11 protein-coding genes are annotated in these 14,589 nt (G+C 61.1%); all 11 read right to left on the bottom strand.

Annotation, left to right across the window (positions count from 1 at the left end; all coding sequences use genetic code 11):
* Nucleotides 1–218: 218 nt before the first annotated feature.
* The 11 genes from HMPREF2971_RS06710 to HMPREF2971_RS06660 all read right to left on the bottom strand — a co-directional run bounded on the left by HMPREF2971_RS06710 (nt 219) and on the right by HMPREF2971_RS06660 (nt 14,464).
* The gene (locus tag HMPREF2971_RS06710; protein ID WP_049338490.1) at nt 219–956 is read right to left on the bottom strand and encodes a DUF4345 domain-containing protein; all 738 of its coding nucleotides are present in this window, start codon (nt 954–956) and stop codon (nt 219–221) included.
* Between the two features lie 192 nt (nt 957–1,148).
* Complete coding sequence (truB, locus tag HMPREF2971_RS06705) at nt 1,149–2,246, bottom strand: tRNA pseudouridine(55) synthase TruB (protein WP_070692025.1); 1,098 nt, start codon at nt 2,244–2,246, stop codon at nt 1,149–1,151.
* On the bottom strand, nt 2,247–2,687 hold the full coding sequence (rbfA, locus tag HMPREF2971_RS06700; RefSeq protein WP_005507090.1) for a 30S ribosome-binding factor RbfA: 441 nt from the start codon (nt 2,685–2,687) through the stop codon (nt 2,247–2,249).
* Nucleotides 2,688–2,859: 172 nt separating this feature from the next.
* Nucleotides 2,860–5,685, bottom strand: a complete 2,826-nt coding sequence (gene infB / locus HMPREF2971_RS06695) for a translation initiation factor IF-2 (RefSeq protein ID WP_070692024.1) — start codon at nt 5,683–5,685, stop codon at nt 2,860–2,862.
* Between the two features lie 219 nt (nt 5,686–5,904).
* A complete protein-coding gene (locus HMPREF2971_RS06690) occupies nt 5,905–6,246 on the bottom strand; it encodes a YlxR family protein (RefSeq protein WP_070629115.1) in 342 nt (113 codons plus the stop codon).
* A 253-nt stretch (nt 6,247–6,499) separates the two neighbouring features.
* Entirely contained in the window at nt 6,500–7,585 is a 1,086-nt protein-coding gene (gene nusA, locus HMPREF2971_RS06685) for a transcription termination factor NusA (RefSeq protein ID WP_070692022.1), read from the bottom strand.
* Between the two features lie 109 nt (nt 7,586–7,694).
* Nucleotides 7,695–8,366, bottom strand: coding sequence for a ribosome maturation factor RimP (rimP, locus tag HMPREF2971_RS06680; protein WP_049341694.1), 672 nt, complete (start codon nt 8,364–8,366; stop codon nt 7,695–7,697).
* Nucleotides 8,367–8,465: 99 nt separating this feature from the next.
* Entirely contained in the window at nt 8,466–10,298 is a 1,833-nt protein-coding gene (locus HMPREF2971_RS06675; protein WP_070692020.1) for a proline--tRNA ligase, read from the bottom strand.
* Between the two features lie 112 nt (nt 10,299–10,410).
* On the bottom strand, nt 10,411–11,634 hold the full coding sequence (locus tag HMPREF2971_RS06670) for a GNAT family N-acetyltransferase (protein WP_246825072.1): 1,224 nt from the start codon (nt 11,632–11,634) through the stop codon (nt 10,411–10,413).
* 192 nt (nt 11,635–11,826) lie between these two features.
* Nucleotides 11,827–12,969, bottom strand: coding sequence for a flavodoxin-dependent (E)-4-hydroxy-3-methylbut-2-enyl-diphosphate synthase (gene ispG / locus HMPREF2971_RS06665; protein WP_044142245.1), 1,143 nt, complete (start codon nt 12,967–12,969; stop codon nt 11,827–11,829).
* A gap of 139 nt (nt 12,970–13,108) precedes the next feature.
* Nucleotides 13,109–14,464, bottom strand: coding sequence for a M50 family metallopeptidase (locus tag HMPREF2971_RS06660; protein ID WP_070633914.1), 1,356 nt, complete (start codon nt 14,462–14,464; stop codon nt 13,109–13,111).
* Nucleotides 14,465–14,589 lie beyond the last annotated feature (125 nt).

Below are 14,589 nucleotides of genomic sequence, written 5' to 3'. Positions count from 1 at the left end.
CAGGCGGCAGGATGCAGAATTCAAAACGGGAATCAACAGGGAATGGAACGGTGCCCCTCGCAGGCGGTGCTCTCTCCCCTACCTTTGCGGATGCGGCGGGGTATCTGGCACGCAACTGTGCAGCCTCCGCACCTGGAAAATCCATGCGCAGCACCCGCCCAGAAGAAAGCCCGGGCAGGCACCCCACCGTGCGGCAGGAACCTTCCCGGGCGTTACGACTACTTACGAGCCTGGTTACGAGAAGCCTTCAGCATCTCCTCGCGAATCTTATTGGACTTGTTAATCCAGCCGTACCACACCAGCAGGCACGGAGGAATCACAAGCTCAGTCACCATCAGCACAATCAGCGACCAGTGCGGGGTGCCGAAGAACGCCCACGACAGGATACGACCCACGCCGCCCAGAAAAACCACCAGGCAGGAGAACACGAGCATGTTCACCCACTTGAACTTCAGGGCAATGAACACGAAGGACAGGCCCACACCCACATAGGCTGCCGCGAAGAACACGTAGTTCGACTGCACCGAGGCGTTCGCAAAGTCCTGAGGCGCATCCGGAATGACGCGGACACCGCCCAGAACCTGCCACACACCGTACGCAATCATGAACAGACCGTACAGCGCCACCGCCGCGCGGAACGCCGCACGGTTCTGAGGCTTAGCCGCCTCCTCAAGGCTCTTGGGGCGGGCAAACGCCTCGCGGGTTGCCTTCTTCTCAGCCTTCTTATCGGCCTTCTGCGACGCCTTATCGCCGGACGCCGGTGCGGCTACGCGAACACCCTCGGGTGCCTTCGCCGCAGAAATAGGCTCAGCGTTCTTAGCACCGGCAGCCTTCGCGGCACCGCTCTGAGTAGCAGCCCCGGTTACGGTAGCTTCAGCCTGTGCAGACTCCACGCGGGGTACCGGCGCGGTACGAGGCTCACTCGCCTTCTTAGCAGAGCTCTGGTTCTCGCTCATCTTCTCTCCTTCAGCAGGGCCGGGCGGCACCCGCACGAGTAGTCATGTGTGTTCAGGGGTTGTATATACGTTAGCGCATTGAATGAATAGGGGGCACCTTCAACAGGGCGCTGAATCAGATAGATTTGGGCAAACCAGGTTTGGGCAGGCGCAAACACCGAACCTTCTTCGCCTATCATAAGCCTTCAACGCCTAGTTGAAGGAACGATTCGCCTCAAAAACCAGCACCGGGGCGGCCAGCACCTTCCCGCGCTGCTTCTTATTCTCCAACAGGGCTACCAGGGTACCGTCCGGGGCGAAGCCCGCCACAATACCCTCAACGCTGGCATGCTGCACCGCGCCGGACTCATCCGCGCTCGCGTGCACGGAACGCTTCACCACGGAACCGTCACCGCTGGGGCTAATACGGCGCCCGTAGGAAATATCGCTCGCCTCCGCGGCGGAGAGCTCACGCGCACCAAAGATGCGGCGTGCCGCCTCCTCCAGGGGAAGTAGCGGCAAATCTTCCAGCGGTGCTTCCGACTCTTCACGGCGCTGCTTCAACTGCGCCAAATCGGCGGCATCCTCAAGCACCACCGCGCCCACACGGGTACGGCGAAGAGCCGTCAGGTGGCCACCGGTGCCCAGAATCTTGCCCAAATCACGCGCCAGGGCACGAATATAGGTGCCCGAAGAGCACGAAACCGTCACCTTGCAGTCAATCACGGGAACCGAGGTTGCCGCGTGTTCGCCCTCATTCTCGGGGTCCTCAATCACGTACTCGGCAAAACCAGGGTTGATGGAATGTACCGTGAACTCGCTAATCGTCACCGGACGCGCCGCCAACTCAACCTGCTCACCGCTACGCACACGCGCATACGAACGAACACCGTTGATCTTGATAGCAGACACCGCAGAAGGAACCTGCAGAATATCGCCGCTCAGCTGCGCCACAGCCTCCAGGATGCGCGCACGCATCTGCTCAGCGTCCAAACCGGTCAGCGCCTCGACGGCATCAGGATGCGCGGCGGTGTGTTCACCCTCGGCGTCCTCGGTCAGCGTCTCAAGCCCTAAGCGAATCGTCGCGTCATAGGTTTTATCCTGACCGACCAGGTAGGTCAGCAGCTTCGTCGCCTTATTGATGCCCAAAATCAGCACGCCGGTCGCGGCGGGATCCAGCGTACCGGCGTGACCGACCCGCCGGGTGCCAGCAATACGACGCATCTGAGAGACTGCGTCGTGGCTGCTCATCCCGGCGGGCTTATCAATGACCATCAGGCCGGACGGGCCCTGAGGTTGCTTCTTCGCCACTTAGGCGTCCTCACCCTCGGCAGGTTCGTCCTTCTTGTAGGGGTCAGCCTCACCAGCGTACTCGGCACCCTCAGCTGCAGCAGCCAGGGCGGCGTCGCGCTCGCGAGTCTCACGCAGAAGCGCCTCAATGTGGAAGGCGTTCTCGGGAACCTCGTCAGCGACGAAAGTCAGGGTGGGGGTCAGGCGGGCAGTGATGTTCTTACCCACCTCGGCGCGCAGAATACCCTTAGCGGATTCCAGCGCCTTCTTGGTGTTTGCGGCGTCCTCTTCGGAGCCGAACACGGTGTAGTACAGGGTTGCGTGCTGCAGGTCGTTGGTCACGCGGGCATCGGTAATGGTCACAAAACCGAGGCGGGGATCCTTAACACGACGCTCCAGCGCCTTCGCCACAATTACCTTGATGCGGTCGGCAAGTCGTGCCGCGCGGGCTGCATCAGCCATGTGTTTCTCCTTGAAATCTCGTGGTGCTTCCGCGAACACTCGGGGTGTTACGGAGGCGTTCCAGGTAATGCGGAAGCGCCCGCCCCGCCAGCGTCCGCCCCGCAGGCTCCAGTTTTAGAAGCCTGCGGGTGCGGGAACACTAGCGGGTGACGGGCGCATCAGCGTGTGAGTCTTAGACACGCGGCTTTTCGCGCATCTCCCAAGTCTCGATAATGTCGCCTTCCTTGATGTCGTTGAAGGAGCCGAGGCCAATACCACACTCGAAACCTTCGCGAACCTCGGTAGCGTCGTCCTTGAAACGGCGCAGCGACTCGATGGTGAGGTTGTCTGCCACCACGGAACCGTCGCGCACCAGGCGTGCCTTGGCGTTGCGCTTGATGATGCCGTTCTTGACGATCGAACCTGCGATGTTGCCCCACTTGGAGGAGCGGAAGACCTCGCGGATCTCTGCGGAGCCGAGCTCCACTTCCTCGTACTCGGGCTTGAGCATACCCTTGACGGCCTGCTCAATTTCCTCAATCGCACGGTAGATGACCGAGTAGAACTTCATCTCGACACCTTCGCGGTCGGCAAGTTCTGCAACGCGCTCTGCCGGGCGGACGTTGAAGCCGATGATGACCGCGTTGTCCACGGTAGCCAGGTTCACGTCGTTCTGGGTAATAGCACCCACACCGCGGTGGATGACGCGCAGCTGAACCTCGTCGCCACCGACGTCGATCTTCATCAGGGACTCTTCCAGCGCTTCGACAGCACCGGAGACGTCACCCTTAATGATCAGGTTCAGGGTGTCCATCTTGCCCTCAGCCACAGCGGCATCGAAGGACTCGAGGGTCACGCGCTTACGACGCTTAGCCAGCTGAGCGTTACGATCAGCAGCCTCACGCTTCTCAGCGATCTGACGAGCGGTACGCTCTTCCTCGGTGGAGAGGAAGGTGTCGCCTGCACGAGGAACGGTGGACAGACCCAGCACCTGAACGGGGCGGGACGGGCCAGCTTCCTTCACAGCCTGACCGTTCTCATCGAACATTGCACGAACGCGACCGTGAGCAACACCGGCAACGATAGCGTCACCGACGTGCAGGGTACCGGACTGAACCAGGACGGTGGAAACCGCACCGCGGCCCTTGTCCAGGTTTGCTTCAATAGCAACGCCGCGTGCTTCCTTGTTCGGGTTAGCGGTCAGTTCGAGCACGTCAGCGGTCAGGGTGACAGCCTCAAGCAGCTCGTCGATGTTGGTGCCGTTGCGAGCGGAGACGTCCACGAACATGGTGTCGCCACCGTACTCTTCGGGGATCAGACCGTACTCGGTGAGCTGGCCGCGGATCTTGTCCGGGGACGCGCCTTCCTTATCGATCTTGTTCACAGCAACCACGATCGGCACGTTAGCTGCCTGTGCGTGGTTCAGTGCCTCAACGGTCTGGGGCATAACGCCGTCATCCGCTGCGACCACGAGGATTGCCACGTCGGTGACCTTCGCACCACGGGCACGCATAGCGGTGAACGCCTCGTGACCGGGGGTATCGATGAAGGTAATCGCGCGGTCTTCACCCTCAACGGTGGTGTGGACCTGGTATGCACCAATGTGCTGGGTAATGCCGCCGGCCTCACCCTCAATGACGTTGGTGTTACGGATAGCGTCCAGCAGGCGGGTCTTACCGTGGTCAACGTGACCCATGACGGTAACAACCGGGGGACGAACCTCCAGAACGTCCTCGCCCTCAGCTTCTGCTTCGGCTTCGAGGTTGATGTCGAAGGACTCGAGCAGCTCGCGCTCCTCATCCTCCGGGGAAACAATCTTGATGACGTAACCCAGTTCGGCACCCAGCAGCTCGAAGGTCTCCTCGTCCAGGGACTGAGTCTGGGTAGCCATCTCACCCAGGTGGAAGAGAACCGTAATCAGCGATGCCGGGTTTGCGCCAATCTTCTCAGCGAAGTCCATGATGGACGCGCCGCGGCGCAGACGAATCTCGGTCGAGCCGTCGCCGCGAGGAACAACCACGCCGCCGGGTGCCGGTGCGTTCAGCTGCTCCTGCTCATGGCGGCGAGCTGCCTTGGACTTGCGGCCCTTACGCTTGGAGCCGCCGCGACCGAATGCACCCTGTGCGTTGCCGCGACCGCCGGGGCCGGGACGACCCGGACCGCGGTTGAAGCCGCCGCCGGAACCGCCGCCGCGACGTGCGCCGCCACCACCGTTACCGCCGCCGTTGTTGGAACCGGACGCGCCGCCACCAACGTTGGAAACCTTGGGCATCATCGAGGGGTTCGGGCGTGCGCCGCCGCCACCAGCCGGACGGGGTGCACCGGGACGTGCGCCACCTGCAGGGCGGGGACCGCCGTTACCGCCGGGGCGTGCGCCACCGTTGCCACCGGGACGACCGTTACGTGCCGGACGGGGACCGCCGGAACGCTGGGAGTCGCCGCCGCCACGCTTCATACCCTGCTGGGATGCGAAGGGGTTGTTACCGGGGCGAGGACCGGGCTTGGGGCCGGGCTTCGGAGCGGCAGGCTTGGGTGCTGCCGGCTTCGGTGCAGCCTCGGGGCGTGCCATGCCCTGCTGGGATGCGAAGGGGTTGTTACCCGGGCGGGGGCCGCCGGGCTTGGGTGCTGCTGCCGGCTTTGCGGCGGGCTTAGCTGCTGCAGGCTTGGGAGCTGCGCTCTCAGCTGCGACAGGCTTAGCTGCAGGCTTAGGTGCCGGCTTAGCGGCAGGCTTTGCCGCTGCGGGCTTGGGGGCTGCCGCAGGCTTAGCGGCGGGCTTTGCTGCTGCGGGCTTGGGTGCCGGCTTAGCGGCAGGCTTAGCTGCCGACTCCGCGGGTGCTGCCTTTGCGGCAGGCTTAGCGGCTGCGGCGGGGAATTCCGCGCGCAGCTTCTTCAGAACCATGGGGTTCAGGGTGGAAGAGGAGCTCTTAACGAACTCGCCCATATCCTTAAGCTTGGCAATAACTTCCTTGGAAGGTACGCCTACTTCTTTAGCAAACTCGTGTACTCGAGGCTGAGCCAAATTTTCTCCATTCCCGGTCCGCACCGGGAATGGTGCGGACACTAATGTTTACGGGGTGCACGCCCGAAGGCGCGCCAATTCGTGAAATTGCCGGTGGGTGAGCACGAAAGGGTACTCATTTCGCGGCACTCATTAGATATCCATCAGTTTTCTGACTCGCTTTCAGATAAGAAGTCGTCAAACTCGTTGACTTACAGAGGGCATATACCCGAAAAGCGTCTACGAGGGGGTCGAGTCCGCAATCACGGCTCGAATCTGCTCGCAGCACGCCTGCAGCTGGGCTGCAGGGACCGCTTTTTTGAAGGCGCGCGCCAGACCGTTCTTTTTCTGCAGAGCGGCTACGCACTTTTCGCTCGGATGGATCCAAGCGCCTCGTCCGGGCATAGTTCCCGCCGTATCGGGCTGATAGGGCGGGGTTTCCGCCTGCTCGGTAGCAGACGTGACGGGTGTGCGGGCGATGCGCAGCAGGTTGCGCTGTTCATCGCGGGCACGGCATCCGATGCAGGTGCGGACCGGTCCTTCAAACGCTTCGGAGGTTGCGGTGAGGTCGTGATTGCTCATGGTCCTCTCCCCTCTCTAGCGTGTGTGCAGAACCGCGTTCGCAGTACATTCGTGATGTTCTATCCGGTGTGTGCGAGGGCGCGTTAAAGCGCCCGGTTACACACCGGCACATCTTAATAGTGTATCCCGTTTTTAAGAATCATGGGCAAAACTGTGACGCAGGCGCAAGAACACCGGGCACGTTGCTGCCCGATATCTTGCGCCTGCATCAAAAGGATATGCCGCGGGATACGCCCCTCACCGGGGCTAATGCTTATTCAGCGTCCTGTGCGGACTCTTCTGCTGCCTCTTCAACTGCAGCTTCTTCAGCCAGGCTACGAGCCACGCGAGCTGCAACCTCTTCCTCGGCACGAACCTGAGCGTACTTGGACTCGGAGAGAATATCGATACGCCAGCCGGTCAGCTTCGCTGCCAGACGCGCATTCTGACCCTCACGGCCGATAGCCAGGGACAGCTGGTCATCCGGAACCACGGCACGAGCGGAGTACTCACGCGGGTTCGCGATAATGACCTCGGTAACCTTCGCCGGGGACAGCGCCGCAGCGATGAAGGTTGCCGGATCGGTCGAGTAGTCGACAATGTCAATCTTCTCGTCGTTCAGCTCGGCAGCAACCGCACGCACGCGGGCACCCATATCGCCGATGCACGCACCCTTCGCATTAATGGTCGGGTTCTTCGCAGACACAGCAATCTTGGAGCGGTGGCCAGCTTCACGTGCGATGGAGTTAATGGAAACTAGGCCCTCAGAAATTTCGGGAACCTCGTGTTCGAACAGGCGCAGAACCAGGTTCGGGTGCGAACGAGAAACCACAATCGAGGGACCCTTGGGGCCGCGGCGAGCCTCAACCAGGTAGGCGCGCAGGCGGGTACCGTGCAGGTACTTCTCGCCCGGAACCTGCTCGTTGCTGGGCAGAACAGCCTCAACGGTGCCCAGGTCAACCTGAACCATACGCGGGTTGTTGCCCTGCTGAATCACGCCGGACACCAGGGTGCCCTCACGGTCCTTGAACTCGCCCAGAACGGATGCGTCCTCAGCGTCACGCAGACGCTGCGAGAGCACCTGACGGACGGTTGCGGCAGCGATACGGCCAAAGTTGTTCGGGGTATCGTCGAACTCATCAATCTTCTGGTTGTCCTCATCAAGCTCAGGAGCCAGAATGACGAACTCGCCGGTGGTGCGGTCGATGACGGCACGAGAGCCCTTAATAGCGCCGGGCTGCTTCATGTACGCGAGCAGCAGGGCGTTCTCAACCAGGGTGAAGAGCTCCTCCATGACGAGAGAGCGCTGCTTCGCCAATGCGCGCAGTGCGCCCAGGTCAATAGTTTTAATATCCTCCACGCTTTTCAGCCTTTCCCAGTTAGCACGGCGCCGGGACGCTTAGTGCGCCCCGGCTCCCGAACGGTATATACCTGGCACGGAGCACCCCGTGCCTGAAGCTTTAATAACTCTATTCTACCGGCTCAGCAGGCGAATTGAAGTCAATCTCGACGTGAGCAGAAGCAATATTTTCCCAGGGAAGCAAAGACGGCTCGTGGTACGACTCCTTCTGACCCTTCTTCGTGTTCTTCTTACGAGCCAGCACCGGACCCTCATCCTGCACCTCGTGCAGACGCGCCAGGTACTCGGTGCCGTCGGGTGCGGTGACCGCAATCAGGCGGGTGCGGGCACGCTCCCAGTGGCGGCGCTCGGTCAGGGCGCGGGTAGCGCCGGGCGAGGACACCTCCAGCTCGTAGGGGAAGAACTCGTCGTTTTCATCCGCACGATCCAGGGCGCTCGAAATCGCACCGGAAATCTCCGCGAGGGAATCCAGCGACAGCGAATCGGTACGCTCAGCGGTGTAGTCCACCGTAATCTTCACGGTGCGGTTCGCCGCCGGGCCCGAAATCTTCAGGCCCTCCAGCACCAGCGAGAATTCGGAGATAACCGGGGCAATCGCCTCGGCAACTTCTTCCTCACGGATCGCGCGGGTACCCACGCGCACCGGTGCCTCCACCACGGGCTCACTCTCAACGCGAGTGCGGGGAGTGTTCACACCATTCGCCACGCGGGATGCGGCACGGCGAGCGCGCGCATTCGGGGCGCTCTTCTTAGAGCCAGAACGCTTCGGCTTATATGCCATAGTTCTCTTCTTTCATTCTTCCGCCGCTACCCTGCCCCACCTCCTGGGAGGCGGAGCAGGTGGCGACGGTTTTACGTTTTTGCGGGCTAGTGGCGTGCCTTAGGCGCCGCGCACCTCAGCGATGACCTCAGCCACCGCGTTCTCGACGGACACCTCGCGAGCCTCACCGCTGCGGCGGTCCTTCAGCTCCAGCACGCCGTCCTTGAAGCCGCGACCAATCACCAGGATGGTGGGCACGCCCAGCAGCTCAGCGTCGCCGAACTTCACGCCGGGGCTGGTCTTCGGGCGGTCATCCAGCATGACCTGCAGACCGGCGGATTCCAGGGATGCGCTGAGCTCTTCAGCGTACTCGTGGGATGCTGCATCCTTGCCGGTGATGACGATGTGCACGTCTGCCGGTGCCAGGTTACGCGGCCAGATCAGGCCCTTCTCGTCGTGGTTGCCCTCGGCGATAGCAGCCAGTGCGCGGGTCACGCCCACGCCGTAGGAGCCCATGGTCACGGTCTGCAGCTTGCCGTTCTGGTCCAAGACCTTCAGGCCCAGTGCCTCAGCGTACTTGCGACCCAGGGCGAAGATGTGGCCCATCTCGATGCCGCGGGCTGCGACCAGTTCGCCGGAGCCGTCCGGTGCCGGGTCGCCTTCGCGCACCTCGCACGCCTCGATCACGCCGTCGGCGGTGAAGTCGCGGCCGAAGACCAGGTTCGCCACGTGCTTGCCCTCTTCGTTTGCGCCGGTCACCCAGCGGGTACCGCGCACCACGCGGGGGTCAACGAAGAAGGGAATGCCGGTTGCGGAAGCTACCGCATCCTCGTCCTCGGTGTGCGCACCGAACAGGGGCGCATCCAGGCTCAGGCCGGGGCCAATGTAGCCCTTGACCAGCTGCGGGTATGCCTTCAGATCCTCTTCGCTGGCTGCCTCGACCTCGACCTCGCCGCCGATGCCCAGCAGGGCGCCGATGTTGACCTCAACGCGGCCCAGGTCCACGGCACGGTCGCCGGGAACGCCCACGGCGAAGACCTTCCGCTCGCCGGAGGGCGTGATGACGGTGCCCAGGAAGCACTTGAGGGTCTGCGAAGCTTCCAGGGCGCCGCCGGTAACCTCGGAGTGCAGCTCGTTCATGCGCTCCACCAGGGTCTCAATGGTGGCGGAGTCGGGGGTGTCCACGACGATTGCCGCCGGGGTGTCCTCGGTGATTTCGATTTCCTCGGGAACCACGGTGGTGACGGCCTCAACGTTTGCCGCGTAGCCGCCCGCGGAACGCACGAAGGTGTCCTCACCGATGGGGGTCGGGTGCAGGAACTCTTCGCTGCGGGAGCCACCCATCGCGCCGGACTGTGCGGTCACAATGACAATCTCCAGGCCCAGGCGCTCGAAAATGCGCTGGTAGGCGGCACGGTGCGCCATGTACGCCTCGTTCAGGCCCTCATCGTCAATGTTGAAGGAGTAGGAGTCCTTCATGACGAACTCGCGGCCGCGCAGCAGGCCCGCGCGGGGGCGTGCCTCATCGCGGTACTTGGTCTGAATCTGGTACAGGTAAACCGGCAAATCCTTGTAGGAGGAGTACAGGTCCTTCACCAGCAGGGTGAACATTTCCTCGTGGGTGGGTGCCAGCAGCATGTCTGCACCCTTACGATCCTTGAGGCGGAAGAGGTTATCGCCGTACTCGTCCCAGCGGTTGGTTGCCTCGTAGGGTTCGCGGGGCAGCAGTGCGGGGAAGTGAACTTCCTGCGCACCAATGGCGTCCATCTCTTCGCGGATGATGTTCTCGACCTTGCGCAGTACCTTCAGGCCCAGGGGCAGCCAGGTGTACACGCCGGGGGCTGCGCGGCGGATGTAACCGGCGCGGACCAGCAGCTTGTGGCTGGCGACCTCAGCGTCTACGGGGTCCTCGCGCAGAGTGCGCACGAAGAGGTTGGAAAGGCGAAGTACCACGATTCTCCTTGAAAGGTCGATAGGTTTAGGTAGGGTGCCCGAGGCTCACCGGGTGAGCCGTGAAAAAGGCACAGCCGTCTTTAATTTTATAGCGTTTTAAGGTTCGGCGTGTTTAGCGCTCAAAAATGATGGTCGAGAACTGCCCAATCTGCTCCCAACCAGTCCCCCGGTACATGGCAAGAGCACGGGCGTTGTAGTCGTTCACGTACAGGCTCAAATGCGGGTAGTAGCGCTGCAGAATCTGCGCGGCGGCGGCAAAGAACGGCTTAGCCAGACCGTAGCCGCGGTAGTCCGGATGCAGCCACACGCCCTGCACCTGCGCGGCGTCCAGGTTCACGATGCCCGCATCCGCCTTGAAGATAACCCGCCCATTCACGTCGGTGACAATGGCGCTGCGCTGGCCGGCTATGAGCGTGCGCAGGCGCGCCGCATAGCCGTCACCGTAGCGAGCAATCGGGTCGAAGCCGACCTCCTCGGTGAACATGGCGGCCGCGGCGGGCAGAAGCTCCCCCAGGTCCGCGGAGGTGGCAAGGCGCGCATACCCGGCAGCCTCACCGCTGAATTGGACAGCACCGGCGGGGGCTTCGGCAGGTTTGAAGAGCGCGGGCAGGTGAGCCGGCAGCTCAGGAAGCTCCACAGCGTAGAAGCGGGTGAGGTCCTTCTCCGGCGGCAGATACAGCAGCGGCTGATTGGGACGCTCCGACAGAACCCGCGCACGGTGATCGCAACCGTCACCCAGGCTCGGCTGCAGCATCTGCAGTAGCGGGCTCTTACCGCCGCGAGTCTGCTCGCACAGCTCCTGCATGCGCGTCCACAGGGGCATCACGAAGGCGCTCTCACCGAACATGGAATCCAGACGAGAACCCACCTGCAGTAGCAGCTGAGCCAGCGCGTCACGATGCGCGAGCGCCGTAGCATCCAAGGTGGGGGCGTCCAGGGTGGGGGCATCAGAGGCTTCTACATGTTCGGCAACATCATGTTCAATTGCGGCACCGCACAGCCGCACCGGCACCACATTCGAACCCAACAGCAGCACACAGCACAACTGCCCATCGCGCTCACAACCCACAAAACCCTGATAGTAATGCAGCGGAATACGCGGGGACCTCACCGGAAGAGGGCACGCCAAATAATGCTCAATGGAGTACAGATTCGGGACCGGGTCACTGAACAGGACCTCCTCCAGCTCATCGCACCACCGAGCATCCAGAGCAAAAACGTGTTCCTTCACGCGATCAGGCATAGGGAAAGAATCCATCGACGAAACAGCAGCAGACGAAACAGCAGCACGCCGGGCACGATTAGCCTTACGGCGGCGAGAAAAAAGAGTGAACATGACCTGTTGAGTGATAGAGAAAGAGCGACAAAAATAAGTGAAAATACGGGGACACGCACCCCCGAAAAAGCAACCGGATCCTGCGGCCACAACCGGCAGCGGCAAGCACCAAGCCTGCCACCACCATAACCAGACATAACCGGAAAAGCGCGGAGGCGCCCTCACCAGGGCGCCTCCGCGCACAAAAGCTAACTAGCTCACCGAAACAGCCGGGGAACCCTCGGGAACGTACTCGCCCGAAGCCTCCATCTCAGCAGCAATACGGGTCGCCTCTTCAATCAGAGTCTCAACAATCTGATCCTCAGGCACGGTCTTAATGACCTCACCCTTCACGAAAATCTGGCCCTTACCGTTACCGGACGCCACACCCAGGTCAGCCTCACGAGCCTCACCCGGACCGTTCACCACGCAACCCATCACGGCAACACGCAGCGGAACCTTCATGTGCTCCAGGCCCTTAGTCACGTTCTCAGCAAGCTCCCACACGTTCACCTGCGCACGACCGCACGACGGGCAAGAAACGATATCCAGCTTGCGGGGGCGAAGGTTCAGCGACTCCAGGATCTTGGTGCCCACCTTCACCTCCTCAACCGGAGGAGCAGACAGCGACACGCGAATAGTATCGCCGATACCCTGAGACAGCAGAGTACCGAACGCCACCGAGCTCTTAATAGTGCCCTGGAACGCCGGACCAGCCTCAGTCACACCCAGGTGCAGGGGCCAGTCACCGCGCTCAGCCAGCTGACGGTACGCCTCCACCATCACCACAGGGTCATTATGCTTCACAGAAATCTTGAAATCGCGGAAACCGTGCTCCTCAAAGAGCGACGCCTCCCACACAGCAGACTCAACCAGAGCCTCCGGAGTAGCCTTACCGTACTTCTCCAACAGACGCTTATCCAGCGAACCAGCATTCACACCAATACGCAGAGAAACGCCGTGGTCCGAAGCCATCTGAGCGATTTCCTTCACCTGGTCATCGAACTTACGGATATTACCCGGGTTCACACGCACAGCACCGCAACCAGCCTGAATAGCCGCATACACGTACTTCGGCTGGAAGTGAATATCAGCAATCACCGGAATACGGGACTGCTTCGCAATAATGGGCAGAGCCTCCGCATCCTTATCAGTCGGGCACGCCACACGCACAATATCGCAACCGGCAGCGGTCAACTCAGCAATCTGCTGCAGAGTCGCACCAATGTCGTGGGTCTTAGTGGTCGTCATCGACTGCACCGAAATCGGAGATTCAGAACCAACACCGACAGAACCCACCTTAAACTGGCGAGTCTTACGACGCGGGGACAGAACCGCGGGAGCGGGCTTCGGCATACCAAGGCTGACCGACAAGGTTTTCCTCCATACATGGGTTATGAAGGACGTACGACGCATCCTTCGTTCAACTTTTTATTGTGCCACTGACGCGAAAGAAAGCACTAATACGGGTACCCTTACCGCGCGTGACAACACACTAAAACAGGGTGATGGGCTTAACAATATCCGCCACAATCAGGATGACAGACATCACAATAAACGCGCCCGCCACCACATACGTCAACGGCAACAACTTCACCGGATCAAACGGACCCGGATCCTTACGCCCAGTCAAACGTGCAAAGAAACGACGCACACCCTCCCAGAGCGCGCCCAACACGTGGCCACCATCCAGCGGCAAAAGCGGAATCAGATTAAACGCAAAAAGCATCAAATTCATATTCGCCACCAGCGAGACCAACATCGCAGCCTTCGCCTTCACATCAATACGGTCAGTAGCCGTCACCTCACCAGCAATACGACTCACACCAACCACAGACACCGGCGACTCAACACTACGCTCACCACCAGTCACCAAAGTCACCGTCAACTCCCACACACGCTGCGGCAACGACAACATCGACGAACCCACACGCGAGAGCGTATCACCCACCATCGCAGGCACCTCAGTAATAGAACCAGGCACCAACTCACTCGACGGCGAAACACCCACAAAACCGCCGCGAGTCGTCGCAATCGAACCGTCCGCAGCACGCGCATACTGGCCCTTACCGTCAGAAACCGGGCGGATCATCTCAACCGGAGTCACCGACAAATCCAGACGCTGACCATTACGCTCCACCGTCAAAGTGCTCGGGTGAGAACCCGCCGCACGAATCGCCGAAGATACAGCCTCCCACGAACCCGTCGACGCACCATTCACAGCAACCACACGGTCACCCACCTGCACACCAGCAGCCTTTGCAGGCGACGGGGTGGACTTATCCGTACACTCGCCATAGCTAATCGAATCATGAGTGACATTCACGCTCGGCACGCATTCAGACACCGCCGACACCTTATTCGTCACCTGCGCCGTACCAAAACCACAAATCAGCACAGCAGTACACACCACACCAATCAGCAGGTTCATGGTCGGGCCACCCAGCATAATCACCATGCGCTTGAGCACCGGCAACTTATAGAACAGGCGGTCCTCATCGCCGGGCTTCAGGCGCTCAGCATCCGCCGCACGAGCCTCCTCAGCCATGGACGCAAACGGGCTGGTACTGCCCGAATGGCCCTCCTCATGGTGCTCCTTCACCTCAGCAGGGCTCGGCGGGTACATACCAATCATCGAAATGTAACCGCCCAACGGGATCGCCTTGAAACCGTACTCAGTCTCGCCGCGGCGGAAAGAGAACACGGTCTTACCGAAGCCAATCATGTACTGCGGAACGCGCACATTGAACAGCTTCGCGGGCACCAGATGCCCCACCTCGTGCAGGGCAATCGAGACGGCAATAGCGATTGCCATGAGGATAATGCCCACAGCGTACAGCAGGATTTCCACGCTTTTTCTCGTTTCGGTTCGGGGATACGAAGCTTCTAGGATACTCGCTTAGCCTGTGAAGGCGCCTTCCCCCGCCTCATATGACTATGCAGGACGGTGTGGGTGGGTACGCTATACCCTTCCTC

It is taken from the genome of Rothia sp. HMSC066G07 (genome assembly GCF_001814485.1).
Taxonomy (GTDB): Bacteria; Actinomycetota; Actinomycetes; order Actinomycetales; family Micrococcaceae; genus Rothia.
Note: the sequence above shows the minus strand (reverse complement) of the source record. Positions and strands in the feature narration are given on the sequence as shown.